Here is a 25,169-nt window from a genome sequence, read left to right as displayed (position 1 = left end):
TATGCCTTTTGGAAGAGTTAAAAAAATCCGGTTCCGTACGGCGACCACAGTAAAGATTTTTTTAATAATCAATTTTGTATTGTTCGTCTCTTTCGGTGTCTTTTTGTCGAGATGTGGGGTTTATGATGTGATCAGGGGGGAACTGTTATGGAAAAAAGGCAAGTATCCTGAGGCAATCGAAGATTATAAGAAGGCTGCGGCCAAGGGTAACCTGAGATCATATATACGTTTGGGATCAGCATATTTTTTTGGTGACCATGTCAAAACGGATAATGATGAGGCATTCAAGTGGTATCAGCTAGCTGCAGACAGGGGAAATGCATATGCACTGGCAATGCTCGGGAGTATGTATCAATCTGGGAAAGGGATTAAAAAGGACCTTTCGATGGCATTTTATTACAACCTGATGTCAGCCAAGAAGGGAGATACGTCGGCCATGGTCGGCGTAGGACTGGCCTATCTCAATGGAGAAGGGACAACTCAAAATAAAGCCCTCGCATTTTATTGGATGAATGAAGCAGCTGAAAAGAATAATGATGTAGCGATTTATAATTTAGGACTGTTTTATGAGGATGGTAATGGAGTGGAGGTAGACAATAACCGAGCGTTGTCATGTTACCTTCATTTGGCGGAAGTCGGTGATCTAAAATCGATTTTCAGGGCGGCGTATATTTATGAGACGGTGATGAAACAAGATAAAACCGCCTATTTATATTATCAGTCGGCAGCAGAAAAAGGACATCCATATTCACAATATAAGACGGGATGTTATTTGATGGAGGGGAAGTATGTGGCAAAAGATGAAGCGAAAGCCCTTAAGCTATTTGCAAAGTCTGCGAAAAAAGGAGAGTCAGCAGCTCTCTACGAGTTGGTCCGCATTCATGGTGAAAAAACCTCAAAGTATTACGATGAAAAGAAAGCATTTCAATATGCTGACGAGCTGGTGAAAGATCAGTCTACAGTCAAAGTTTATCTCCTTTTGGGTAAACTGCATAAAGATCATGAGAATTTTGAGAAGAGTTATCAGTATTATGAAAAAGCCGCTGAAACGGGGGATGTCTTGGCTAAACGAGAGCTTGGGAGATTATTATTAACAAAAGAGAGTGAAATTACTGATACGAAAAAAGGTTTAAAGATACTTGAGGAGCTGGCAACGGATGGGGATGAGATTGCCATGATGGAACTGGCCAAGAACTATTACGAGGGAATAAGTGGAGATCGGGATTATCAGAAAGCTTTTGAATGGATTACAAAGGCCGATGAAAAAGGGAGTGTTACAGCTAAAATGTTGCTAGGCCAGGTTTACATAAATGGAGAAGGCGTGCCAGTGGATATTCCAAAAGGAGTAAGACTCTTACAAGAAGCTGGCACTGCGGGAAGTCTGGAGGCGAAATACACATTGGGAGATATTTATTACCATGGTTACGGCGTGTCTATTGACCAGCATAAGGCGGTGATTTGGTATCGGGAAGCAGCTGATCTGGGCCATGAAAAGTCTCAGATGCATTTAGCGGACTGTTATCTTAAGGGTGAGGGAGTGATTAAAGATATAAATGAAGCTTTTGTATGGTTAGAGGTGGCATCAAAAGCCGGAAATATAGAGGCTCCGGTTAAACAAAAAGAATTACTCGCCTCTCTATCTGGTGAAGAACAAGCGTCTGTACGGACAAAGGCCGAAGGAATGACGAAAAAAATTAACGAAAACATTCGTAAATCCACACAGAATGGGGATTTATACGAAAATCAGAATATATTCTCACCGGAATGGTGAAAATGGGTTCATTAAGATACTTCTTGCCCTCGACTATCCTGATCAAGATGGAGTTTTAACTATTGTGGATGAATAAATTATTGTTTATCAATGAATAGATACCATGCCTGACCCGTCATACAAAGAGATGCAACCGGATGAGACTGATGCGCAGTTGATCGCGAAGGCGAAGGCGGGTGATCAGGCGGCATTCGGGCGGCTCGTGACGCAGTATTACCAGAGGGTTTTCCATCTGGCCATGACGATCGTGAGGAATGAGACGGATGCGTTAGACCTCGCACAGGAGGTCTTTGTGAAGGCTTGGTTAAATCTAGCGAAATTTGAGGGTAAATCGGCGTTTTTCACGTGGCTGTATCGGATTACGCATAATCTCGGGATCGACCACCTCAGAAAGCATAACCGGTATGCAATGGTGGATTTTGACGAGATAATCCCCTCGGAGGAATCGGATGCACCGGTGGAAAGCCAGTTAGTCGTACAGGCTAAACAAACGGAGTCCCTAGAAAAGGAGGAACTCCGTAACAGGATCGATGAGGCGATGGCAAAGCTCAGTCCCGAGCACCGCACGGTCTTGGTCTTGAGGGAATTCGACGAGTTGGATTACCAAGAGATCGCAAAGATAATGGAATGTTCGACAGGGACGGTCATGTCGCGCATTTATTATGCGAGAAAACACCTGAAAAAATTATTAAAGGGGGTGGTATCATGAATAAAGAAATTCTAAAAACAGCGGCTTATGTCGATCAACAGACCGGGAGTGTCGACCATAAATTTATTAAACGTGTCTCCGAAAATGATCCGGAGCTAGCCAGTGAGATCAAAATACAAGAAGACATGAGCAAATTGCTCCGTTCAAGCGGAAAACGGCATCAGACGGATGCCACACCGGAATTCTTCTGGTCCCAGGTTCAGAAACAAATTGCGGGGGAAGAAGCCCGTAAAAGGAATCGTTTCAGCAAAGAATCCATCTTGAGAGTATTAGGCCTTTATTGGGCACCTGCATTTGCCATTCTTTTGGTTGTTTGTAGTGTGATGTTACTTCCTGAGTTTAACCATTCTCAGAGGTATGCTAAGGTGCTGGACGCACGTACCTCACTCGATAAAGTGTCCGTGACCCCGATCCAATCAAAGAAATCGGGTGTGACGGTGATCTGGATAGAAGGTCTTGATTATTTGCCTGCGAATCCTGATATTCTCAAGGACGCATCGTAAAAAAAGGGGGCGCTTTATGCTGAAGAAGTTTTTTTTGATATCACTGGTGGGCCTGATGAGTATGCACATGGTGCATGCGGGGGATTTTGTCGCGCAACTCGTTTATTGTTTTAATGAACCGCCCGCCCAAAAGGAAGATTCCCGGATATCGAAAGCTGTGATGGCGACTATCGACAAGACATTCGGTTACCGTTACGCACGGGTGGCCCAACAGGCGACCTCACCCTTGCAAAAGACCAAAAGTGACTTTCCCCCCTTGGGCAAGGATTTCTCATTAAAAATCGAGCAGCTCGAACATAAAGGTGACATCTACAAGCTCCGCGTTAATTTCTGGCATAAAGATAAGAGTATTGTGGAAACCGTGGTAAATTTCGAGCGCGGCACCCCCCTCTACATCAAAGGCCCCCTTTACGATAAGGGCCTCTTGCTTTTGGTCATCCAAGTGGATGACCAGAAGAGTGAATAGCTTGACGGCGTAGGGTGAAAAAGGCACTTTCTCTTCATACAAAAAGGAAAATTTATGTCATTGAGTCAACAAGTGGATGCGGAGATCAAAAAAGCGATGATCGCCAGGCAAACGGTGGTCTTGGATACTCTCAGGATGCTCAAAAGCGCCGCTAAATATGCTGCGATCGAACTCGGTGGGGCGGGTGGCGAAGTCACCGATGAGATCGTGATGGCAGCCGTCCGTAAGCAGATCAAAATGCGTCAGGATACGATAGCTAGTTATGAAACGGCCGGACGTGCCGTCGACAAGGAAAAAGAGGAGATGGGTGTCTTGGAGAAATTCCTCCCTGCGCAAATGTCCGAGGCGGAGCTCGAGCAAATCGTGAAAGCAACCCTCGCAGAGATCGGGGCGACGACCAAAAAACAAATGGGTGAAGCCATGAAAGCTGTCCAGGCTAAAGTCGCCGGACGCGCTGATGGAAAGATGGTCAGCACCATTGTCGGGAAAAATCTTTCCTAAGAAAAAAGAGACTCTTTTTCCCTCCCCCCCCAAAAAAAGTCCTCATCCCGTTTTCTTGGACTGGGGTTTACACTGGGGGAAGCTGCAAAGGCTCCCCCCGATCATTCTTCTGGGCATCAGCCACCTTTTTTTTCGCTCGGCACGGGAAAGCTGAGGTGGTAGAAACGGGAGCGTGTTGATACAAGAGAAAATTATTTTAGCGTCGAGTTCCCCAAGGCGGGCTGACTTGCTCAGGCAGGTGGGCATTGATTTCGAGATGATTAAAATCGATGTGGAGGAGTATGAACCCTTGAAGCTTGAACACCTGACCCCCGAGCAAATTGTCCAGGATAATGCTTGCCGGAAAGGGCGGGTGGTTTCAGAGATCTATCCGGCTCGGCTTGTTTTGGCGGCGGATACGAGTGTATTTCTCGATGAGCACGTACTGAATAAACCCTCGGATATGTCCGATGCCGTGCGTATGCTTGAGCAGCTGGCCGGGCGCACCCATGAGGTCTGGACAGGGGTGTATCTGGGGCAGAAATCAAAAGGGTATGAGGAAGATTATGCGGTTCGTACAGCCGTGACATTCAAGCCTCTCACGCGTGCGCAAATTGCGCGGTATTTCGGACTGGTGAATCCCCTCGATAAAGCCGGGGCCTACGGTTTTCAGGAATATGGGGAGATGATTGTTTCTTCATTTGACGGCCCCGAATCGAATATTATCGGGCTACCGATCGAGTCGGTATTGACAAGGCTTCTTAAAATCAGAGACAATCAGATATAGTTTGATTATTCGTTTTTAATGACATTATATTTTATTTTATGAAAATGACATACCGTTATAGAGATTGCCCTGTTTATTCTAGGGAATCCTGACGAATAACTTTAAAAAGAATTTTTCTTGATATTGAGGGGCCTTAATATGATCGAGTTAGGAGTTTTAGTCGATAAAACGTATGGATAAAAAAAGTTCACTTTTTATTCGTCTCCTTGAGTTTGTGAAGTTCTCACATACGGTTTTTGCGTTACCATTTGCATTTGCCAGCGGGGCGCTAGCCGTATCGTATTTTGTGGGGCAAAACCCTTTTACGGGGCCGTGGGGATTTTGGAGTTGGCTAGGGGTGAAATTCGTCGGAATACTGCTTTGTATGGTTTTTGCTCGAACGGCTGCGATGGGGTTCAACCGAGTGGCGGACTGGTCGATCGACCGGAAAAATCCCCGGACAGAGAGGCGGCATACCTTGGTGACCAAAAAGCAAGGGATTACCTTGGTATTGGTTTCGGCGGTATTATTTGTCGCCAGTAGCGGGATATTGAATGTGCTTTGCTTGATTTTATCTCCGGTGGCCTTGGGCATTGTCTTTTTTTATTCCCTGACAAAGAGGTTTACGAGTTACTCCCACTTTTTTCTCGGGCTGGCCTTGGCGGTGGCTCCGGTGGGGGCATGGGTGGCCGTCACGGGTGATTTGTTTGCTTGGCAGCCTTTTATCTTGGCGCTGGCGGTGCTTTTCTGGGTGGCGGGATTTGATATGATTTATGCGACACAGGATTACGATTTTGACCGGAAGACGGGGTTAAATTCCCTCGTGGTCAAATGGGGAATCCCGAAGGCGTTGTCGATATCTCGGTGGTTACATTTTATTATGTGGGTATTTCTTTTATTGTTCGGTTTGATTTCAGGGCTTCATATGCCATATTGGATAGGACTGGCTGTGATTGCCGTTTTATTAGTTTACCAACACGCACGGGCACGCAAGCTTGATACACGGGCGATCAATGATGCCTTCCTTAAGGCTAATGGATGGATCAGTGTCATCGTGTTCATAACGATATTATGGGATGTGATTGTATGGAGAAAATGATTCAAAAAGCAGGGCTGGGGGATATCTGGGAGAAAGTCTCCCAGGGACAGCGTATCAGCGACCATGACGCACTTCGTCTCTTCAGTAACCCTGATATTAATGCCCTCGGGGCCATGGCGAATTTTGTCCGGGAACAAAAGAACGGCAATGATGCGACATTTATCCTGAATCGTTACATCAATTATTCAAATGTCTGTATCCTGAATTGCCAGTTCTGTGCCTTTGCAAAACGCAAGAATGATCCGGAGGCGTTTGAATATACAGTTCCTGAGGTGGTTCAAATGGCCAGGGAGTCATTGGTCTTGGGGATTACCGAGCTGCACATTGTCGGGGGGCTACATCCCTCCCTGCCATTTGAGTACTATCTGGATATGCTGAGTTCGCTCAAGGCCCTCGATAGTCATTTGCACCTGAAATGTTTTACGGCCGTGGAAATCCGGCATCTTTCATGGAAAGCAAAACTCACTGTGGAAGATACCCTACGCAAATTGCGCGAGGCGGGGCTGGGCTCGCTCACAGGGGGTGGCGCGGAGATATTTAATCCAAAAGTCCGTGAGCAAATCTGCCGTGGAAAAGAAACTGCCGATGAGTGGGCGGATATTCATAAGACTTGGCACAGGATGGGTGGACGGAGCACATGCACAATGCTTTACGGGCATATCGAGACTTTGGAAGATAGGATCGACCACATGCGCCGGTTACGGGAGATCCAGGATGAGACAAAAGGATTCACCGGTTTTGTCCCGCTGGCATTCCATCCCGAGGGGAATAAACTTTCGCATATCAAACCGTCAACGGGATGGGATGACCTGCGCACACTGGCGGTGAGCCGGCTTTATCTGGATAATTTCGACCATATTACCGGTTACTGGATCGGGCTAGGCCTGAGTCTCGCACAAATTTCACTGAGTTACGGGGTAGATGATTTACACGGGACGATTGTGGAGGAGAAAATCTTCCACATGGCGGGTTCACGCACCCCTCAAGAACAGACCCAATACACCTTGATCAAGGCCATTGAAGAAGCTGGGCGCATTCCTTGGCAACGGGATAGCCATTATAACAAGGTGAAAAACTCTGCAACGGTTCCGGCCATGGTTTGAACCTTCCCATTCACCGCATTATCCTGATTTTATTTGTTTGGTGAGGGATTAGGGGGTCGCAGGAGGGTGATAACCTGTTGCCCGAGAAATATTGATATGAAAATCGCGAGTGTTCCTTACTTTAATGCAAAACCTTTGATCCACGGGCTCAATGATGTCCTGCTCTTGCATCCGGCGGATCTGGCGTGCAAATTACGCGAGGGTGCAATCGATATCGGGCTCGTGCCGGTCATGGAGGTCTTGGAGGAGCCCGGGCTTTACGATATCCTCGACGGTTTTTCGATTTCCAGCCGGGGACCGGTTCAAAGTGTCGTATTAGCGCATCGCATACCGGTCCAAGAAATACGCGCGGTGAATGTGGATATCCACTCGAAAACCTCGGCGACATTGGTCAAGATTGTCTGTGAACGCTTTTTCGGGATTAAGCCCGAGTATATTCCCTTCGACAGCGATGGAGCCACTGACGCAGGTGATGCTGTGATGCTGATTGGCGACCAGGCATTAAAATTTATTGATTCGTTAAAAGGGGACGATTGGCAAATTACGGACTTAGGGGCGGTCTGGAAGGAGTTTACGGGGTTGCCATTTGTATATGCGGTGTGGGCGGCGCGGAAAAATACCTGTAATTGGGAGGTTTTTGATACTTTGAAGAGGGCAAAGGAAGAGGGGTTGGCTCATCTCGATGCCATTTGTGCGGGGAAACATGTATTCTCATCCACCCGGTTGGCCATGAATTACCTGACGAAGAATATCTATTATGATTTGAATGAAGAGGAAAAAGAGGGGCTCCATCAATTCCAGAAGTTTTTAATGGAAGACAAAAAAATCAATGTTGAAAGTCAATTAAATTATATAAATTTTGACTAGGCTGCCAAAACCTTTATACGTATTCACCTGTAGTAAATTCATCTAAATTAGGTTAAATTATTCATTATGGTCAGGAAACTATTGGGTCTACTGGGGCTACATAAAAAATTTGAAGCACCGGAAATGAGGCGAGTTTATGAGGAGGGTCGTTTTAGTGCCTTTTTTGAGAGGAGCATAATTATCAAGTATTGTATTGGCGCATTAGCCTTTATTTCCACTGCGATGATTTTAGTGCATGATGGTGATATTTATCAGATCAAGGAACGGCTTTTTCTTTCTCTGATGGTGATGATTGTGGCGATTGCTTACATGAATTTCCAGTTGAAGGATGTCATTGACCGGAATTCCAAGGTGCTCTTAGTCACTGTGACAGGGTTGGGGAATTTATTATTGGCAAAATTCCTCTTTTTATATGTAGGCCCTTATATGGTCGATGACCTGCCGACATTTCAGCAGCCGCTTCCGATGGCGGTCTTTTTGGTGCCGACAGCTTTGGCTCCACTTCTGATTACCACACTGATGGGGGTAGGGGCGGGGACATTTATTGTGATTTTCTTGAGTGTACTCACAGCGATTATTTTTGATAATAGCTTCCAGATGTTGATCATAGGTTTGTTGACCGGTTTTATTGGTGTTTATTATACCCGTAATGTCAGGAAAAGGTCCGATCTTATCCGTGCAGGTATCTGGGTGGGATTGACCTCTCTCTTGTGCGCTTGTGCTTTTGGTTTGATCCACGGTATCCATATTTCGACATTATGGGGGCATGGGATTACGGAGTCCCCCGAGCTGCGTATGGCGGTGCGGCAGGCTTTGTGGGGGGTTATTATCGGGTTCATGACCGCTTTGTTAGCCGGTGGTATCCTGCCCCTCTTGGAGAATATTTTTAAAATCACGACGAATATTTCATGGTTGGAACTCTGTGATTTTAATCATCCATTACTCAAAGAAATGTCGATCAGCGCCCCCGGCACATACCACCACAGCCTTAATGTCGCCAATTTATCGGAGTCAGTGGCTGAAGCGGTGAAGGCCAATGCCTTGGAGTGCCGTGTCTGTTCCTATTTCCATGATATTGGGAAGATGGTGAAACCTGAATATTTCATCGAGAACTCGAATGTTGAACGTAATCCCCATAATAAACTCAATCCCCAAATGAGTGCCTTGATTATCTCAGCCCATGTAAAGGAAGGGGTGGACCTAGCCATGAAGTACAAGCTGAACAAGGAGATTATCGATGTCATCCGTGAACATCACGGGACGAGCCTGATCACTTATTTTTACCACCGGGCAAAAAGGCTTTCCGAAGATGCCACTCTGGGCAGCAAAATCCTCGATATGAATTGTGATGATGTGCCTGATGTTGATGAGAATACTTACCGTTATCCTGGTCCAAAACCGCACTCGAAGGAATCAGCCATTATCTCGATTTGTGACGCGGTGGAGGCTGCTTCCCGCTGCCTCCAAAAGCCTACGCCCCAACGGATCGAGGATTTGATTAACGGGATTATCGAACACAAAATCCATGATGGCCAATTTGATCAGGCCGACCTGACTTTAGGTGAACTGAATATCATCCGCGGTAAGCTCGTATTCATGCTGACAAATATGCTTCATGCGCGTATAAACTACCCCAAACCTGATGAAGACAAAGATAAGCCTCTCGAAGAGGGTAAAGTCGCTCTATTTAAATCTGCCCAAACTTAAACGGGCGGCTTTGAAAGCTGTGGACCTACAGCCGATTCCCCACCAGGAATTGGAGATTACCTTCGTTGATGACGCGCAAATTGCGCAAATCCATGGAGAATACATGGATGATCCGACCCCTACGGATGTGATTACCTTTCCTCTCGGGGAAGAGTACGCCCAGTTGATCATCTCCGTGGACACGTGCAAAAGACAGGCTCTTGAATTTGGCAATACTTTTGACAAGGAACTCATCCTTTATATGGTTCACGGCATCCTCCACCTCGCCGGTTACGATGACCGTACGAAAAAACAGATTACACAGATGCGCAAAATGGAGTCGGAGTTATTAGTAAAGCTCGGCTTGGCTTGAAATCCGGGACTTGGTGCCGTGCGTAGAATAGGTTTCAGCACTATTAAACACAGTGGAAAAAATATTAGGATTTTATACAATTCAAATATGTGTCAGGAATACGTGTCACCAGAGACTTTTTGATCAGGGACTCCACTTGGGTCCAGATTTGGGGGTAGATCATGTCGGGGGGATGGAGGCTGATGCGGAGGATGGTTTGGGAGATATTCCGTGAGAATAAGGATCGGTTCCAGACGAGGGACATTTGGCGGCGCCAACCGGCTCGGACGCTCCAGACGAGGGACTGGGTGGGGATACTTTTGTTGTGTGGGTAGTCGTAAATCTCCCCCAGATAAGTCGTGTAAGAAAAGCCGCAATCACCCACTGCCTTACGGGCCTCTCGTCCACAGAGCCAGGCGGGCGCGATAAATCCTTGAGGATCGAATCCCGCACTCCGCAATTCACTGGCCCCTTTTTCTAAAGTGCTCAGGGCTGTTTCATAATCGAGTAATTGGAATTCCCCCTCACCGGCAGTATAATAATTTGCGATCAGGAAGTCCCACGGGCGGGAGGATTGAGCGGATGATTTTAGGTGATTGTAGCCATGAAGGACGATCTCGTCGCCTCGGGTAGCAGCTTCATGGAGCCAGAAAAGGGTTTCGGGGGAATCTATCGTCCGGCCTTTTTTGTGGTGGTCAGGGATGACCAGAAGGCTGCACTTATCGACACCCCAGATTCTTAATTCCTCACGCATTTTGCGCACGGGCTCTAGAGTGAGCGGGGAAACGTCGTGGATGGAGACGACGAGTTTTTTTGAAACGGGAGTCCCCTCCGCCCTAGTCATAGAGTTTCACACCTTGGTCGAGATTTTTTAGGACGGTACACAGATAAACCTGTTCCCCTGAAAGCCCGTCAAATTTCGACACTTTCTTTTTATCAATGAGCTTGAACCCGTAACGCTCGAACATTCTTTCGCCCCGGCGACTCTCGTAGGTGATCATTTGGCCGAAAACAGCCTTTTCCCCGCATTGTGCGAGGTATTGGAGATAGGCGTCAATTAAGGCCCGGGTCGTGCCGACTTTACGGGCATCAGCGAGGAGATTGATATGGAAATGGGGGGTATTCTCCGGAGTGAGCGGTTGTTCCTTCCGGGAATTCTTCAGGATCCATTGGACATATTTTTTTGTGGCAGGATGATAGGGGCGGGTGAAATAGCGCCAGAGGCCTTTGACCGCGAGGAGGGGAATATGGAGTTGATCGTATTTTTTCTGGGCAATGGCTTTCCTGCTTCCGAGTAAATAACCGCGGATGACGCCTTCGACTTCCAGGATGAATGATGATTCAGGCTCTTCCGAGAGGTAATAATCGGTCAGGTAATCGGCGAAGAGTTCCCGGTCTTCAAAAAGAGGGTCGATCGGGTTCCCGAGGAATCCGGTATCCGCACAAATTTTCCTGACGATAGACCTGTCTTCCGGGGCGTATTTACGGACTGAAAACCGGGCATCGGGTGTGGTGATTTTTTCGCTCATGACAATATGTATTGCCTAGAAAAGGGAACATCCCATCTGCTGGCAAGAAAATAGGGATCAATGGGGAAGGGACCGAATCGAATTGCCTCATAAATTATGACACTGCGGAGGATATATAGAAAAGAATCTGCCTTTTGTGATCTTCGTGGTGCAAATTGCTCCGGACGGAGGATAGTCGGAGGGGATGATTGTCAGCGGGCATAACCGAGCGGATCCTGATGGTCGCGGAGAGTGGCACGGCCATCTTGGCCGTGTTTTTCCGATCCCACGGGCGAGCCGCCCGTGCCACTTTAATCCTCTCCCCCCCTTCGGTGTCATTTACTTTCGAGGCAACACGAGGATTATCGATCCTTGACAGTCTGAGGGGAGAAAGTCACTTTCATGCGAGATTATGTCAGCGATCATCAATCAAATTATCAGGGATCTACTTTTGCTCCTGTCCGGGGCTTGGCAGGTATTCAAGAATTGGTGGATATGGTTCGCCCTTTTGCTTGGTGACGGTATTTTACTGATGTTACTTCTCAAAGATACGGGTATTGACCGTCAAGTGTCCCGTTTTCTTGTTGTCCCAGAAGGGTCCTTTCTCCGACGGATGGCTGGGGAGTTCAGTTATTGGGGGGATTGGCCTACCGGCAGCCTCCTTTTAATCTTGGTTCTTCTTGTCTGGGGATATGTGAGGCGTTCACGCAAATTGCAAATGATGGCTTTGGCCTGCCTTCTGGCATCGGTATTTGCCGGGATTGGAACAAATTGCATGCGCATGACCGTAGGTCGCCCCCGTCCGTTTGTACAGGTCGAGGACGGGTTTTACGGGCCGGGTGCCGTCTTGAAGTTTGAGAAAACAGACGATCAAGGATTTTTAAATTCGGTGATTCATTATTCTGGAAAAGCGAATCGTTACCAGAGTTTCCCCAGCGGGCATGCGAGTACATCTGTAGGGACAGCGGTTGCAATCCTCGTGATCAGCCCTCCGGTGGGCATTCCCCTTTGTATCGGAGCTGGATTTGTTTGTTGGTCACGAATGGCCCTGGAGAGGCATTACCCTAGCGATATACTTGTGGGGAGTATGATGGGGATTGTGGCAGGGATATGTTTTGGACTGGCTGGACGGCGGAGCTTGGTTTCGCGCCTGAAAAAACCCGATGTGATCGAGCCGGAGATCGTGAAATGAAAAAGGTGATGGCCGCAAAACCTGTGATAGGGATTACATTAGGTGATCTTGCCGGGATCGGTCCTGAGATCGTAGAAAAGTCCCTGTCTAGCGGGCGTCTGGATAAAGGTTTCCTTTATCGAGTGATCCTGCATGACGAGATCCCCGCGCAGATTGCTCCGGGAAAATATTCCCGTATGTCCGCGCAATTTGCACTAGAAAGCCTCGGGGAAGGTGTGCGTCAGGCTTTGAACGGGCAAATTGCTGCACTGGTGACCGCTCCGGTGAATAAGACGGCTTTAAAGTCGGTGGGGTTCAAGTTTCCCGGGCAGACTGAATTCCTCGCCGATGCCTGTGGGACTGAGAAATTTGCGATGATGCTCTGTAGTGATAAACTCCGGGTGAGCCTCGTGACGACGCATCTGCCCGTCAAAGATGTCAGCAAGGCACTGACCCCCTCAAGAATCAAGGATATCATTTTACTGACAACAGAGTTCTGCCGGTTTACGGGAATTCAAAAACCTAAAATCGGGGTTTTGGGGCTGAACCCCCATGCCGGGGAAATCGGGGATGAAGAGGCGAAGATCATCGCCCCGGCTATTTCACAGGCGCGCAAATTGCTCGGGCGTAATATTCATTTATCTGGTCCCTTGAGCCCGGATACAGCCTTTTATTATGCGTTACGGGGTGTTTATGATGCAGTGGTATGCATGTATCATGATCAGGGCCTGATCCCCTTGAAGATGTTATCATTTGATACAGGGGTCAATGTCACCCTAGGACTGCCGGTCGTGAGGACCTCCCCGGATCATGGCACGGCATTTGATATTGCGGGCAAAGGTAAAGCCAGTCCCGAGAGCATGATTTCGGCGATTAATCTCGCCGCGGCTCTCGCCACTGGCAGGATGAAGAAGAAATAAAGGGTTTCTATGTTAGAGTCTCGAAATGTTTTTAAGACATATTTCCTCGGTAAGGTGCAAGTCGATGCGCTCAAGGGGGTGGATGTGAAAATCACTCAGGGTAAAGTCACCACGATCAGAGGGGCCTCCGGGGCGGGAAAAAGCACGCTTCTCCAGCTTTTCGGAGCTCTGGATAAACCGACCAGTGGCGAAATTCTTTTAGAAGGACGTAGCTTGGGGACGATGACATCCGGGGAATTGAGTTTTTTGAGGAATAACCGGTTTGGGTTTATTTTCCAGGCTTTCCAGCTTTTGCCCGAGCTTGATGCACTCGAAAATGTCCATCTTCCCGCTATGATCCGAGGAAAACATGATCTCGATCGTGCCGCTCGATTATTGGAGGAGGTCGGATTAGGGTCGAGAAAGAACCATAAACCGCTGGAGCTCTCGGGAGGCGAACAGCAGCGGGTCGCTATTGCGCGGTGCCTGATCAATGACCCTGATATTATTTTCGCCGATGAGCCCACCGGAAATCTGGATAGCGGTAATGCAGAGCAAATTGCCTCGTTATTGATCGGGTTAGTCAGGAGGGAGAAAAAAACACTCCTATTAGTGACCCATGAAAAAGAATTAGCCGAGAAGGGTGATATCCAGCTCCAGATGAGGGACGGTAAATTCGTCTAATCCATTGATTCACCCGGATCCGGGTCGGGATTATACGGCATGATGCCGTCATTCCAGTTAGCAGGATTATTTTGGGGGAGATTTTCCATGTATCTTTCGCCCGCAGGTCCACCAGGGACATTCATGACATTATAATCGCCATACCCATTACCTTCTACCACCGTGGTCGGGCCAGCGCACCCAGAAATATGGAGCATAAGGACAGCGAGCAGGATGAGTCGGGGTAATGAGGGGAAGGTCATGGTTTGATTATCTATAACGGAAAATTCCAAAATCTCAAGCTGTCAATCATAGGGTGCGAATGCTTGCGGAATTTCCCTTGCGGGTCATCATGTTTTTCGGTTCAAATAAGCTGTATTACAGGAGGCGAAATGAAGATATATTTGGATGGAAAATTTGTTGATCAGAAGAATGCGAAAATATCCGTTTTTGACCATGGATTACTTTATGGGGACGGAGTGTTTGAAGGCATTCGGGCTTACCATGGACGGGTCTTTAAACTGAAAGAACATATCGAGCGTTTATTCTATTCTGCCAAAGCGATCTTGCTGACGATTCCCATGAGTCATAAGGAAATTTGTGAGGCGACGGTTAAGGCCTGTAAGATGAATAAAGTTTATGACGGGTACATCCGCTTGGTGGTCACCCGAGGAGTGGGGAACTTAGGCTTAAGTCCATGGAATTGTGTGAAGCCCAGCGTATTCATTATCGCCGATAAAATCCAACTCTATCCAAAGGAATATTACGATAAGGGATTAACGATCGCCACTGTGGCCACGCGCCGTATGTCGCACGCCGCATTAAATCCATCCATCAAATCCTTGAATTATCTGAATAACATTCTTGCGAAGATCGAAGCCCGCCAGTGTGGTTGTGAAGAGGCGATCATGCTGAATAATGAAGGTTATGTGGCTGAATGCACCGGGGATAATATTTTCTTGGTGAATAAAGGTAAAATATTCACCCCGTTGAGCAGTGCAGGCGCATTAAAAGGAATTACTCGTGACGTCATTTTTGATTTAGCTGTTCATTTTAATATTGAAATGGTCGAAAGCCAGTTGACCCGGTATGATGTCTATAATGCCGATGAGATGTTTATCACGGGCACAGCGGCAGAAATTGTCCCTGTCACAAAGGTGGATATGAGACAAATCGGCTCAGGAAAACCGGGGACAGTGACAAAAAAAATGATCGCTGCATTCAAAGAGCTGACGAAAGTTGAGGGTGAACCTATCGTTTAGGGTATGGTTTAGTTCTTTTGATTCAAATATTTATAAAGAAAGCATTTGCGCTTTTCTCTATGACAGACAAAATTAATGTATTAAGCGGCATTTATGGCAAATTAAATGCTCTTGATTAATCGGCATCCATGAAACAGACCAAAACATCTAAAAGTCAGCTCGATGATCCTGCTTTCAAGCAATCAGCTCAGAGAATCGTGATGAGCAGCCGTATCCGCTTGGCCCGTAATCTCCGCGGGGTGGCTTTTCCAGGGTGGGCTAAAAAGGCGGATAGGATCAAGGTTCTTGAAACAATCCAACCCAGCGTGAAAGCATTACCTGAGATGAAAGGAGCGAAAGTCAGTAGCTCCATGGATCAATACACAGCTCTGGAAAAACAGATTTTAGTCGAAAAACACCTCGTAAGCCGTGAACACGCTGCCAAGAACATGGGAAGCGGGCTGGTGATCAATAAAGACGAGACCTTGAGTATCATGATTAATGAGGAGGATCACCTACGGATGCAGTCGATCCATACCGGATTTAACCTCCTAAAAACATGGAATACGATCGATAAAGTCGATGACGAGCTCAATGAGGCCTTGGATTTCGCCTTTTCCACGAAGATAGGGTTCCTCACGGCATGCCCGACAAATGTCGGGACTGGAATGAGGGCTTCCGTGATGTTACATTTGCCAGGGTTAGTGCTTTCCGAGCAGATTAACCAGATCATACAGGCTGTGAATAAACTCGGACTGGCTGTCCGCGGATTATACGGGGAGGGGACCGAAGCCAGTGGTAATCTTTTCCAGATTTCCAATCAGACGACCCTGGGTGAGTCGGAGCAGGAAATAATCGACCGGTTGACAAAAGTCGTCGCCCAGATAATCGAGCACGAAGACAATGCCCGGGGTACACTCATTGAAAGTAAAGTCGCCACGGTGAATGATCAAGTGGGACGAGCTTATGGTGTCCTGACAAATGCCTATACGATGACTTCCAAAGAAGCGACAAATTTGCTTTCAATTATGAAAATGGGAGTGGACATGGAGATGTTCGCAGAAAGCTTAAGGCCCCTGATTGATGATTTATTCATCGCGACCCAGCCAGCCCATTTGCAGAAAAGTGAATCACGTAAACTTTCCGCCGAGGAAAGGGATGTATTACGTGCTGGAATCATCAGGGGCAAACTACTTTCTACACCGAGCCCAAAGGTTCACATAACCAGTAAACAAGAGACAATCCAGGAGGGGGAATGATGAATAATTTTACTCCACGTGCACAACAGGTTCTAGCACTCGCCCGCAAGGAGGCCGAACGTTTTAATCATAATTATGTCGGGACTGAACACCTTTTGCTCGGGTTGATAAAGCTCGGTCAGGGTGTGGCTGTGAATGTCCTTCAAAAAATGGGTTTGGATCTTGAGACAGTCCGTATGGAAGTCGAGAAACAGGTCGGCACCGGCCCGGAGACAAAGATTTCAGGGAATATCCCGTATACCCCGCGTGTAAAGAAGGTTTTGGCTCTGGCGGGTAAAGAAGCTAAGGCACTGAACCATTCTTATATCGGGACAGAACACATTCTTCTCGGCCTTTTGCGTGAGGGTGATGGTGTGGCTGCCCGAGTCTTAAAAAATCTGGATGTGGATATCGATAGGGCCCGAAATGAAATCCTTAAGGAACTGGATCCTAACTTTGCCCAAGGTGGTGAGTCGGGTAATTTCGATGGGGAAACCCCGGGAGTCGCTTCCGCTGGGAATATACCACCTGCTGGATCAGGGGACAAAAAGGATTTAAAGACACCGGCCTTAAAAGCTTTTGGGCGTGACCTGACAGAGATGGCTAGAAAAGGAGAGCTCGATCCCGTCATCGGACGGGCTAATGAAATCGAGAGGGTCATCCAGATCCTTTGCCGCCGTACCAAGAATAATCCTGTGCTTCTCGGGGAAGCCGGTGTGGGAAAGACTGCGATTGCGGAGGGCCTCGCCCAGCGGATATCCTCCGGTGAGGTGCCAGACATTCTGGCTGATAAAAAAGTTATTACCTTGGATTTAGCCCTCATGGTAGCAGGAACAAAATACCGTGGCCAATTTGAGGAACGGATCAAAGCCGTCATGGATGAGATACGCCGTGTCAAAAACGTCATCTTGTTCATTGATGAACTCCATACCATCGTCGGGGCGGGATCTGCCGAAGGAGCCATGGATGCATCGAATATCATTAAGCCTGCGCTTTCCCGCGCTGAATTGCAATGTATCGGAGCCACGACATTAAATGAGTACCGTAAATTTATTGAAAAAGACTCAGCCTTAGAAAGGCGTTTCCAGACAGTCATCGTCGAAGCACCGAGTGTGGATCAAACCATTGAAATTTTAAAAGGATTACGTCCAAAATATGAGGATCACCATAAAGCCCATTACACTGATGGGGCATTAGAAGCTTCAGCAAAACTTTCCGACCGTTATTTGACGGGGAGGTTTTTGCCGGATAAGGCGATTGATATCATGGATGAAGCAGGGGCCCGCGCCCGTATCGCGAGTATGAACCGCCCCCCGGAGTTAAAAATCATGGAGACGGAGATCGAAAAAGTCAAAGTCGAGAAAGAAGATGCGATCAAATCCCAGGATTTTGAAAAGGCGGCTTCATTAAGGGACAGGGAAAAGAAAACAAAAGAAGACCTCGATAAATTTATTGAAGAATGGAAAACCAAGCGTGACCAGTCACGCACGATTATTGGTGAAGAAGATATCATGCATGTCATTTCAAAATGGACAGGGGTACCCCTGAACAGGATGAGTGCCGAGGATAAATTACGACTGCTCCAGATGGAGGATTTCCTCAAAGACAAAGTCATTGGGCAACCAGAGGCCGCTTCGGCGATATCAAAAGCTTTACGCCGTTCCCGTGCCGATTTAAAGGATCCCAAACGCCCGATCGGTACATTTGTATTCCTCGGGCCGACAGGGGTGGGTAAGACACTTATGGCCCGCGAGATTGCGGAGTTCATGTTTGGGGATAAGGATGCATTGATCCAAGTGGATATGTCCGAATACATGGAGAAATTCAACGTATCGCGTATGGTCGGCTCACCTCCCGGATATGTGGGATATGAAGAAGGCGGCCAGCTGACCGAAAAAGTGCGTCGTCGCCCGTATTCTGTCGTGCTTTTTGACGAGGTCGAAAAAGCGCATCCTGATGTGTTAAATATCATGCTCCAAGTCCTTGAAGATGGAGTGCTCACTGATGGACTCGGGCGCAAGGTGGACTTCCGCAATACGATTATCATTATGACATCAAATGTCGGAGCTGATATGCTCAGGAAACAGACATCCATGGGATTTGGTGTGTCCACAGAAAGTGCCGATTATGAAAATATGAAGGGTAAAATCATGGAGGAAGCTAAAAAGGCATTCCGCCCAGAGTTTATTAACCGTATGGATGATATTATCGTTTTCCACTCATTAAATAAAGAGAACCTGATTAAGATTATCAGTATTGAAATCAAAAAGGTGACCGAGCGGATCACTTCCAAAGGGTATGTGCTCAATGTCAATGATGAGGCCAAAAATCTAGTTCTCGAAAAGGGGTTTGATCCCCAATACGGAGCCAGACCGATTCGCCGGACTATCGAGACGTTACTCAAGGATCCATTGGCTGAAGAAATATTAAAGGAGCAATTGCGCCTTCATGAGCCGATAGAAGTGGGTGTCAAAGACGGTAAATTCACCTTTACCCAACTCGAAATCGCGGCTTCCTAGGGCGAGCTTGCTTGGAGGAATGAAAATTTATATAACGATCAATCATTGTTCCGTGGAAACACGGAACATTTTTTTTGTAATGTGCTATGAGTAATTTTTTAGAATTTATTAATCAAAATGTATTGGTCGGGGACGGGGCGATGGGAACTTACCTTTTTGAAAAAGGGATATCCTATGAGTCTTGTTTGGAAGAGTTAAACCTGACGAAACATGAATTGATTACGGGTATTCACGGTGAGTATTTGGAGGCAGGGTCCCAGTTGATTGAGACGAATACCTTTGGTGCAAATTATTTTCGTCTTTATAAACATGGGCTCCACGAGCAGGTGAGGGCGATCAATCTAGCGGGGGTGCAAATTGCGCGCCAGGCGGTGATTGCTGCAGGGCAGGGTTTTGTCGCAGGCTCGGTCGGCCCGACGGGGATGACGGAGGTCTTTATCAAGGACAAGGTGGATGAGGTGCGTTCCACATTTACCGAGCAAATTGCCGCGCTTATTGATGGTGGCGTCGATGTGATTATCCTCGAAACATTTATTCACCCTGCTGAGATCAAAATTGCCTTGGAGGCATTACGCCGCCTGAGTGCGGTGATCCCGTCCATTTGTATGATCACCTGTGGTGAGTCCATGCGCTTTTCATCGGGGGAACCTGTAATCGGTTTATTTGACGAACTCGAGAAAATGGGGGCAAATGTCGTCGGGTTTAACTGTGTGACCGGACCCCGGGCTGCGGCGAATATCCTAAAACAAGTGCCCCTCCATGCGGGGAGGAAATTAGCAGTATATCCAAATGCAGGGCGACCGGAATTCCATGATGGGCGGTTCCATTATGAGACCCCACCGGAGTATTTTGCAGCGATTGCCAAACGTTTTTTGGAGGAGGGAGTGTCGATCGTCGGTGGATGTTGTGGGACGACCCCAGCTCATATAAGGGCATTACGCGCGGGTATCGGTAAACAAGAGCCGGTGCACGAAAAGGTTTTCACGGAAAAGAAATCAATTATTGAGCCTCTTTCCGCAAGCGTACAGGAAGAGGATGAGACGATCCTGGACATTATCAAGAAAAGGACATTGATCGTCACCGAGCTTGATCCTCCAAAGACGATGAATACAGGCAAGTTTATCGATGGGGCAAAGGCTTTAAAAGAGGCAGGGACCGATGCGGTGACATTGGCGGATAATTCCCTGGCGATCCTCAGGATTAGTAATCTGGCCATGGGGGTCCTGACCCAGCAAGCAGGGGTGATGCCTATGCTGCACTTGGCTTGTCGTGACAGGAATATCCTCGGGATCCAGTCCGAGCTGATGGGGATGTCTGCACTCGGGATACACCATGTCCTCGCCCTGACAGGGGATCCAGCAAAAGTCGGGGATCATCCCAGCGCGACATCGGTTTATGATGTGGCCTCGGTGGCCCTTATCCAGATGATTAAAAGGCTTAATGAAGGCTTTAACCACGCGGGAAAAGATATTAAGAAACCGACACGGTTTACCATCGGCTGTGCCTTTAATCCTAATGCCAAAAATATCGACTCCCAGGTCCGTAAACTCGAACAAAAGATCGCGGCCGGTGCGCAATTTGCTATGACCCAACCGGTTTTTGATCCGGCACTGGTTAAAATTACTTATGAAAAGACAAAACACTTAGGCATACCCATTCTCGTCGGGGTCATGCCCCTGATCGGATACCGGAATGCTGAGTTCCTCCATAATGAAGTACCCGGCATCAGTATCCCAGAGGGGATACGTGAGCAGATGAAAGGGAAGGAAGGTGATGCCGCCCTCCCTGTGAGCCATGCACTTTGCACAGAGATCGCCTCTGAGATATTAAGTTATTTCAAAGGAATCTACCTGATCACCCCTCTCTTGCGTTATGAGATGACAGCTGAGCTCTCACGTTGGGTGAGAGCTCAAGAATAGTAGAATTTCTTTTTTTGAAAAGTACTACTGCTACGGAAGCTTAGCCCATTGGCCTAAGGTAAAATCCCGAACCATAGGAGTACCTGGAGGGAGCTTAGTGGGATCCAGATAGTTAACATCAAAATTCCAAACGCGTGTGGGAGCACTATAATATTGTGCAAATGAAGATGCAGATATATTAGTTGGTGTTTCACTACTACCTGGATTACAATAGAATGGGGAGGTACCCTGTTCGCTATTATATATATTCACAAGCGAGCCGTTAATTACTAATTTAACATTATTCCAGTTCTCTAGGAATCTTGGGAAATTATGGACACCTCCAGAGAGAAATCCATCGGCAACACTATTTGAGCTAATTGTTGAGGGAACAAACCCGGCTAAAATGGCAGTGTTTACAGTAGTTACGGGAGTTGTTCTTGTATTATAATTTGCATTAGTCATTTTTGATATGTAGTTCTGGGAGAGAATAGTGACCGCATCGGCCATGACAGATGCCGGACGTCTCGTATAACCAACAGATGTGGAATTAGTCAGATTAAATGTGGTGTCCTTATTATTAGGATTATTGTTTGATCCAACAAGAGTCCCAGTCCTTCCGGTATTATAATCACCAATAATATATAAGGGATTATCAGTTACGACAGAAAGTCCAAGATTAATCCTGTTAATATTTGTAACCCCGTTATTAATCACTTTATCTGGTAGATAAGTACCATTCCTCAGTACGACACCCTGTTTATTTGTTGAACTCCCTTCTGTATTAGATATATATACTAGGCCGTTAAATTCTGGGATGGGAGTGGTATTCGTAACAATAGTCGTACCTAATATGTTCGTTGTATTATAACTCGTGAGATTTGAGTGAACACTTCCATTATTTGTATGTACTATCCGTGAAATATCAAACTCAGTTGTTCGAATATTTGTAATCCCAGCAGAGCCCGTGTTTGAAGTCATACCTCCAGCCCAACGGAAATCACTGATTCTATTGGTGGTAGTGACAGAGTTTAGGAGTGTCAAATAGGTTTGATTTGTGAGAACAACCAAATTAGTGACGCCATTAGTCGAGACGACTGTATTTGTCAGGAGCATAGGGATTTGCGAGCCATTAGGATTACTTTCAGTAACCTCACCCGTATAAAACTGAGGGATTCTCGCATTATCCACAAGTATCCTGAGATCAGCTTTATAAAATAACCTTGTATTTACTTGGGATTCATCGGTTAACGGCACCCCAAGTATAGGAGCATACGGGTCATCAGTCGCTTCAGCAGCATTTGTTAATGCCCCATAACGAGTAAAGTTTGTGCCGTTAACACTTCCTAATATCGGTCTTTGGATCAACTCTATTGCCCCATTTGTGCTCATATTTGGGTTCACTCCCATAAATGCACTATTTGTCGGTACATCTGTTCCTGGTAGCTTTTTATTTGTTGTTAAACTTGGAGGACCGCTATTATATGTCCGAGTAGTGGCCGCGGTCGTTCTAGATGCACCTCTCGTAGAGGGAAGTCCTCTATTCGTTACACTATTCACGGAGGTAACGCCTCCATTAAATGTGAGTTGTCCAGAGTTAAATTGATTGATTCCACCGTTTGCATGTACTTTTCCACTTATGACCATGGCTGGGCCGTTAAACATTTCTAAATCAGGATTATAAAAGATGGCATATTGGTACAGTGGACGGAAGATAAATTGCATTTCTTGCTGGATTTTAGATATAACTGCGGGATTTTTTATACTTTGTACCCAGACAACACCTAAAAACCGGTACGACTTGCCATCAACAATATTACTATCAGGGATGTTTGCTGGAATTCCATTAGTTGTTAATGGAATAACATTATAATTAAGTACTCTATATTGTGATACAGGAAAGATATCGAGGGGAACATTAGTTGCGCTGAATTTATTGTATAATGTCGTGAATGTCACATTATCAGGTAAGCTACCAGGAATTGATAATAGCGCATCCATTTCGCCAAACATGCGTTGCATTCCTGTATCGGCAGCCAGTGTGGTATCAATCACTTCTGTAGAACGACTTGCCAATAGTTTTGAATTTTGGTTCAGGGAAGCCGCAGTTCCTAATAACGCAGCGAGTAACACGACTGCTCCCATTACAATGATTAGTGTTGAGCCATGAGTATTATTCGAGTTTATTTGTTTCATAACGCCTCCTTAATTGTCATTGTTATCCGCTTCAGAATTTATTCCACCTGCTGCGATCGTATTACTGTTTTTTGATGAAGGATCAGTCCTCATGCATGAACGAGTAACAATACGGTAAACGCCTTTTCCGGTAATATCCCCCGGTGATGAATAAGCCAAATCAATGGTCAGGAGAGGTCCTCTATTGAGAGTCGTAGCAGAAGTCGTATCAGATCCTTGAGTGACGTAAATGGTCTTCCACTGGTCACATTTACCATGAGAGTGTCATATTGAGAACTGTTTAAAGCAGGGTAAAAACGGAGTTCTTGATTTAATACAATAAACCGGCCAGTTTTCCCAACGTAAATTTGGGCACCCGATGGTGCAGGAGCATTTGCGGAGTTTGTAAAAGGAGCACCTAATTGAAAAATCGTTACATTTGGGTTAGTCGAGATAACGTTCGTAATAGCAGCATTTGCAAGGGAGTTATTCATGACAATATAACACGAATCATACCCGGCATTGTTGATGGTTGAAGGTGTGAGACGTAGATTATTATCTGGATTACTCACGGAATTAGAAGCTGTTATTGTAGAAAACACAGTGGGAACCGAGGCTACAGATACCAAGGTGCCGGTATTTGAAATGGTGATTTGGGTTGCCCCGATGGCGACATCTCCGGAAAGAGTCAACCCATACCCCTCATACATGATGCGCACTTCATTACCGAAACGGAGCACATTTGTGATTTGTAGACCTCCTGAAGTATGTATCTCATTTATTATATTACTAGAAATAGCAAGACCAGGATTGTAGGAGGATGATGTATTCGAGTAAATAGTGGGGTAATAAACTGATTGACGGTTTAATGTCGATATTTTATCTGCTGCACCTCGTACTTGGTTATGGGCCAGATCCAGAACCCGCGTAAAATAGAATATTTTAGAAGTGGCGAAAAATGCACTCATTGCCATAGCCATACAGATCGAGAAAATACTCAGAGAGGTAATCACCTCAATCAAGGTAAAGGCTTTGGATGATGATTGTTTCATAATATTATTTTCCATCCGACCTCATGATAACATTTGAACTTGACATGGTTTGTCCGCGCATATTTTGCCAATAAGTAGTAACAGTAGCCTTTTTGAAGTTTTTTGTATAACTAGCCCCATTAAAAGTACCGGTAACAGGCACAACAGCCACGGTTATCAGGGTCGAATAAGCAATTACCGCATCTTCTGTAGCATAAAGGGTAGAAGCTACCGCGGGTGAACCTGAATAGATTATAAATGGCTTTAATGTCGCATTTGTGAGTTGATTTTGGGCATCAGTGGAGGAAAGTGACGTAACCCTCAGACCGCTATAGTTATAAGTAATAATTTCTTGCGCTACAAGATCTGCTACAGACATAGCCATGATTCTTTCTACGTGCATTTGAAGAACTCTTACAGCACCCGTATTGTAGGCATCATTTACCGCTGATTTTTGAGTGTAAATAAATCCTGCAGTCACACTTATGGCAGCAATAGCCATAATAGTAATCGAGATGACTACTTCGATTAGGGTAAAGCCTGAATGATCACTAAGTGGTAAGGTATCAAAAACCTTGTCTAAATTTTTCTTTGAGGCCTTCATGTATATACCCTCTATAATTTTCATACAAAAGTCAAGAAATACTTTTTAAAAATATTTACTCGTGTTTAGGGGATGGATTATCTCCTTAAAACATCTTGATAAATGCTTTTTGTTTCAGGCGGTCGATCCATTTTCTTTGTTGTTCGAGACGTTGTTCTTGGAGAATTTGTCCTTCGATCTGAGCACGCACTTCTTCGAGGGATTGGGTACCGCCTTTTTTGAAACCTTCGATCTGGATGATGTAATATCCTTCATCGAGTATAATCACGTGGCTAATCTCGCCGGGGCGGAGGCGGAAAGCTACATCAGAGATTTCTTTCCGGAGGGTATTCCTGTCCACCCAGCCCCAATCTCCCCCTTGGTCTTTTTTTGAATCTTCTGAATAAGCTTGGGCTAAGCTGGCAAAATCAGAGCCTGTAT

25 protein-coding genes are annotated in these 25,169 nt (G+C 46.3%); 18 read left to right on the top strand and 7 right to left on the bottom strand.

The genetic code is table 11. The annotated features are described in order from the left end of the window. Position 1: 1 nt before the first annotated feature. The 11 genes from SGI98_10185 (at position 2) to ybeY (ending at position 9,823) form a co-directional block, all read left to right on the top strand. A complete protein-coding gene (locus tag SGI98_10185; GenBank protein MDZ4743771.1) occupies positions 2-1,771 on the top strand; it encodes a tetratricopeptide repeat protein in 1,770 nt (589 codons plus the stop codon). A gap of 103 nt (positions 1,772-1,874) precedes the next feature. Beyond that, a complete protein-coding gene (locus tag SGI98_10180) occupies positions 1,875-2,480 on the top strand; it encodes a sigma-70 family RNA polymerase sigma factor (protein MDZ4743770.1) in 606 nt (201 codons plus the stop codon). Then, a complete protein-coding gene (locus SGI98_10175) occupies positions 2,477-2,983 on the top strand; it encodes a hypothetical protein (GenBank protein ID MDZ4743769.1) in 507 nt (168 codons plus the stop codon). The genes SGI98_10180 and SGI98_10175 overlap by 4 nt, the downstream gene beginning before the upstream one ends. Positions 2,984-2,999: 16 nt before the next feature. After that, positions 3,000-3,449 (top strand): hypothetical protein, encoded by a 450-nt coding sequence (locus SGI98_10170; GenBank protein MDZ4743768.1) that lies wholly within the window; start codon positions 3,000-3,002, stop codon positions 3,447-3,449. Positions 3,450-3,503: 54 nt separating this feature from the next. Next, positions 3,504-3,950, top strand: a complete 447-nt coding sequence (locus SGI98_10165; protein ID MDZ4743767.1) for a GatB/YqeY domain-containing protein — start codon at positions 3,504-3,506, stop codon at positions 3,948-3,950. A gap of 175 nt (positions 3,951-4,125) precedes the next feature. Continuing rightward, on the top strand, positions 4,126-4,716 hold the full coding sequence (locus SGI98_10160) for a Maf family protein (protein MDZ4743766.1): 591 nt from the start codon (positions 4,126-4,128) through the stop codon (positions 4,714-4,716). Positions 4,717-4,888: 172 nt separating this feature from the next. Further along, a complete protein-coding gene (locus tag SGI98_10155; GenBank protein MDZ4743765.1) occupies positions 4,889-5,794 on the top strand; it encodes a UbiA-like polyprenyltransferase in 906 nt (301 codons plus the stop codon). Further along, the gene (gene mqnE / locus SGI98_10150; protein ID MDZ4743764.1) at positions 5,791-6,897 is read left to right on the top strand and encodes an aminofutalosine synthase MqnE; all 1,107 of its coding nucleotides are present in this window, start codon (positions 5,791-5,793) and stop codon (positions 6,895-6,897) included. The genes SGI98_10155 and mqnE overlap by 4 nt, the downstream gene beginning before the upstream one ends. Before the next feature lie 96 nt (positions 6,898-6,993). Next, complete coding sequence (locus SGI98_10145; protein MDZ4743763.1) at positions 6,994-7,764, top strand: menaquinone biosynthesis protein; 771 nt, start codon at positions 6,994-6,996, stop codon at positions 7,762-7,764. Positions 7,765-7,830: 66 nt separating this feature from the next. Beyond that, on the top strand, positions 7,831-9,471 hold the full coding sequence (locus SGI98_10140) for an HDIG domain-containing protein (protein ID MDZ4743762.1): 1,641 nt from the start codon (positions 7,831-7,833) through the stop codon (positions 9,469-9,471). Next, complete coding sequence (gene ybeY, locus SGI98_10135) at positions 9,407-9,823, top strand: rRNA maturation RNase YbeY (GenBank protein MDZ4743761.1); 417 nt, start codon at positions 9,407-9,409, stop codon at positions 9,821-9,823. Before SGI98_10140 ends, ybeY begins: the two co-directional genes overlap by 65 nt. Positions 9,824-9,887: 64 nt before the next feature. On the opposite strand, the gene SGI98_10130 is transcribed toward ybeY, so the two are convergent. Together SGI98_10130 and SGI98_10125 are read right to left on the bottom strand one after the other, a co-directional pair. Further along, positions 9,888-10,646 (bottom strand): polysaccharide deacetylase family protein, encoded by a 759-nt coding sequence (locus SGI98_10130; protein ID MDZ4743760.1) that lies wholly within the window; start codon positions 10,644-10,646, stop codon positions 9,888-9,890. Beyond that, a complete protein-coding gene (locus tag SGI98_10125; GenBank protein ID MDZ4743759.1) occupies positions 10,639-11,331 on the bottom strand; it encodes a GNAT family acetyltransferase in 693 nt (230 codons plus the stop codon). Before SGI98_10125 ends, SGI98_10130 begins: the two co-directional genes overlap by 8 nt. Positions 11,332-11,722: 391 nt before the next feature. Here SGI98_10125 and SGI98_10120 point away from each other — a divergent pair, with 391 nt between their 5' ends. The 3 genes from SGI98_10120 to SGI98_10110 are packed head-to-tail and all read left to right on the top strand — an operon-like array spanning position 11,723 to position 14,064. Further along, positions 11,723-12,502 carry a phosphatase PAP2 family protein gene (locus SGI98_10120; GenBank protein ID MDZ4743758.1) on the top strand — a complete coding sequence of 260 codons (780 nt, stop codon included), beginning with the start codon at positions 11,723-11,725 and terminating at the stop codon, positions 12,500-12,502. Between the two features lie 8 nt (positions 12,503-12,510). Then, positions 12,511-13,401, top strand: a complete 891-nt coding sequence (pdxA, locus tag SGI98_10115) for a 4-hydroxythreonine-4-phosphate dehydrogenase PdxA (GenBank protein ID MDZ4743757.1) — start codon at positions 12,511-12,513, stop codon at positions 13,399-13,401. Positions 13,402-13,410: 9 nt separating this feature from the next. After that, positions 13,411-14,064 (top strand): ABC transporter ATP-binding protein, encoded by a 654-nt coding sequence (locus SGI98_10110; protein ID MDZ4743756.1) that lies wholly within the window; start codon positions 13,411-13,413, stop codon positions 14,062-14,064. Here the strand turns inward: SGI98_10110 and SGI98_10105 are convergent. Further along, a complete protein-coding gene (locus SGI98_10105; protein MDZ4743755.1) occupies positions 14,061-14,306 on the bottom strand; it encodes a hypothetical protein in 246 nt (81 codons plus the stop codon). The two genes, SGI98_10110 and SGI98_10105, sit on opposite strands and share 4 nt — an antisense overlap. A 129-nt stretch (positions 14,307-14,435) precedes the next feature. On the opposite strand from SGI98_10105, the gene ilvE reads away from it, so the two are divergent. The 4 genes from ilvE (at position 14,436) to SGI98_10085 (ending at position 20,960) form a co-directional block, all read left to right on the top strand. After that, positions 14,436-15,305, top strand: a complete 870-nt coding sequence (gene ilvE / locus SGI98_10100) for a branched-chain-amino-acid transaminase (protein MDZ4743754.1) — start codon at positions 14,436-14,438, stop codon at positions 15,303-15,305. A 128-nt stretch (positions 15,306-15,433) separates the two neighbouring features. Next, the gene (locus tag SGI98_10095; protein ID MDZ4743753.1) at positions 15,434-16,543 is read left to right on the top strand and encodes a protein arginine kinase; all 1,110 of its coding nucleotides are present in this window, start codon (positions 15,434-15,436) and stop codon (positions 16,541-16,543) included. Further along, on the top strand, positions 16,543-19,041 hold the full coding sequence (locus SGI98_10090; protein MDZ4743752.1) for an ATP-dependent Clp protease ATP-binding subunit: 2,499 nt from the start codon (positions 16,543-16,545) through the stop codon (positions 19,039-19,041). Before SGI98_10095 ends, SGI98_10090 begins: the two co-directional genes overlap by 1 nt. Positions 19,042-19,127: 86 nt before the next feature. After that, entirely contained in the window at positions 19,128-20,960 is a 1,833-nt protein-coding gene (locus tag SGI98_10085) for a bifunctional homocysteine S-methyltransferase/methylenetetrahydrofolate reductase (protein ID MDZ4743751.1), read from the top strand. A 30-nt stretch (positions 20,961-20,990) separates the two neighbouring features. Here the strand turns inward: SGI98_10085 and SGI98_10080 are convergent, their stop codons facing one another. The 4 genes from SGI98_10080 to SGI98_10065 all read right to left on the bottom strand — a co-directional run. Continuing rightward, entirely contained in the window at positions 20,991-23,135 is a 2,145-nt protein-coding gene (locus tag SGI98_10080; protein MDZ4743750.1) for a hypothetical protein, read from the bottom strand. Positions 23,136-23,302: 167 nt separating this feature from the next. Then, on the bottom strand, positions 23,303-24,166 hold the full coding sequence (locus SGI98_10075) for a prepilin-type N-terminal cleavage/methylation domain-containing protein (GenBank protein MDZ4743749.1): 864 nt from the start codon (positions 24,164-24,166) through the stop codon (positions 23,303-23,305). Positions 24,167-24,170: 4 nt separating this feature from the next. Then, positions 24,171-24,749, bottom strand: a complete 579-nt coding sequence (locus SGI98_10070) for a prepilin-type N-terminal cleavage/methylation domain-containing protein (GenBank protein MDZ4743748.1) — start codon at positions 24,747-24,749, stop codon at positions 24,171-24,173. A gap of 85 nt (positions 24,750-24,834) precedes the next feature. Further along, a partial coding sequence (locus tag SGI98_10065; protein ID MDZ4743747.1) for a peptidylprolyl isomerase occupies positions 24,835-25,169 on the bottom strand: 335 nt, incomplete at its 5' end.

The organism is Verrucomicrobiota bacterium, assembly GCA_034440155.1.
Classification (GTDB): Bacteria; Verrucomicrobiota; Verrucomicrobiia; order JAWXBN01; family JAWXBN01; genus JAWXBN01.
This window is presented reverse-complemented; position numbering and strand designations above follow the sequence as displayed.

Coding starts and splice junctions, on each gene's coding strand:
- SGI98_10080 (MDZ4743750.1), bottom strand. CDS start 23,135: ATGAAACAAATAAACTCGAATAATACTCATGGCTCAACACTAATCATT.
- mqnE (MDZ4743764.1), top strand. CDS start 5,791: ATGATTCAAAAAGCAGGGCTGGGGGATATCTGGGAGAAAGTCTCCCAG.
- SGI98_10095 (MDZ4743753.1), top strand. CDS start 15,434: ATGAAACAGACCAAAACATCTAAAAGTCAGCTCGATGATCCTGCTTTC.
- pdxA (MDZ4743757.1), top strand. CDS start 12,511: ATGGCCGCAAAACCTGTGATAGGGATTACATTAGGTGATCTTGCCGGG.
- SGI98_10155 (MDZ4743765.1), top strand. CDS start 4,889: ATGGATAAAAAAAGTTCACTTTTTATTCGTCTCCTTGAGTTTGTGAAG.
- SGI98_10180 (MDZ4743770.1), top strand. CDS start 1,875: ATGCCTGACCCGTCATACAAAGAGATGCAACCGGATGAGACTGATGCG.
- ilvE (MDZ4743754.1), top strand. CDS start 14,436: ATGAAGATATATTTGGATGGAAAATTTGTTGATCAGAAGAATGCGAAA.
- SGI98_10185 (MDZ4743771.1), top strand. CDS start 2: ATGCCTTTTGGAAGAGTTAAAAAAATCCGGTTCCGTACGGCGACCACA.
- SGI98_10070 (MDZ4743748.1), bottom strand. CDS start 24,749: ATGAAGGCCTCAAAGAAAAATTTAGACAAGGTTTTTGATACCTTACCA.
- SGI98_10165 (MDZ4743767.1), top strand. CDS start 3,504: ATGTCATTGAGTCAACAAGTGGATGCGGAGATCAAAAAAGCGATGATC.
- SGI98_10105 (MDZ4743755.1), bottom strand. CDS start 14,306: ATGACCTTCCCCTCATTACCCCGACTCATCCTGCTCGCTGTCCTTATG.
- SGI98_10110 (MDZ4743756.1), top strand. CDS start 13,411: ATGTTAGAGTCTCGAAATGTTTTTAAGACATATTTCCTCGGTAAGGTG.
- SGI98_10145 (MDZ4743763.1), top strand. CDS start 6,994: ATGAAAATCGCGAGTGTTCCTTACTTTAATGCAAAACCTTTGATCCAC.
- SGI98_10075 (MDZ4743749.1), bottom strand. CDS start 24,166: ATGAAACAATCATCATCCAAAGCCTTTACCTTGATTGAGGTGATTACC.
- ybeY (MDZ4743761.1), top strand. CDS start 9,407: ATGAAGACAAAGATAAGCCTCTCGAAGAGGGTAAAGTCGCTCTATTTA.
- SGI98_10125 (MDZ4743759.1), bottom strand. CDS start 11,331: ATGAGCGAAAAAATCACCACACCCGATGCCCGGTTTTCAGTCCGTAAA.
- SGI98_10120 (MDZ4743758.1), top strand. CDS start 11,723: ATGTCAGCGATCATCAATCAAATTATCAGGGATCTACTTTTGCTCCTG.
- SGI98_10175 (MDZ4743769.1), top strand. CDS start 2,477: ATGAATAAAGAAATTCTAAAAACAGCGGCTTATGTCGATCAACAGACC.
- SGI98_10090 (MDZ4743752.1), top strand. CDS start 16,543: ATGAATAATTTTACTCCACGTGCACAACAGGTTCTAGCACTCGCCCGC.
- SGI98_10085 (MDZ4743751.1), top strand. CDS start 19,128: ATGAGTAATTTTTTAGAATTTATTAATCAAAATGTATTGGTCGGGGAC.
- SGI98_10140 (MDZ4743762.1), top strand. CDS start 7,831: ATGGTCAGGAAACTATTGGGTCTACTGGGGCTACATAAAAAATTTGAA.
- SGI98_10130 (MDZ4743760.1), bottom strand. CDS start 10,646: ATGACTAGGGCGGAGGGGACTCCCGTTTCAAAAAAACTCGTCGTCTCC.
- SGI98_10170 (MDZ4743768.1), top strand. CDS start 3,000: ATGCTGAAGAAGTTTTTTTTGATATCACTGGTGGGCCTGATGAGTATG.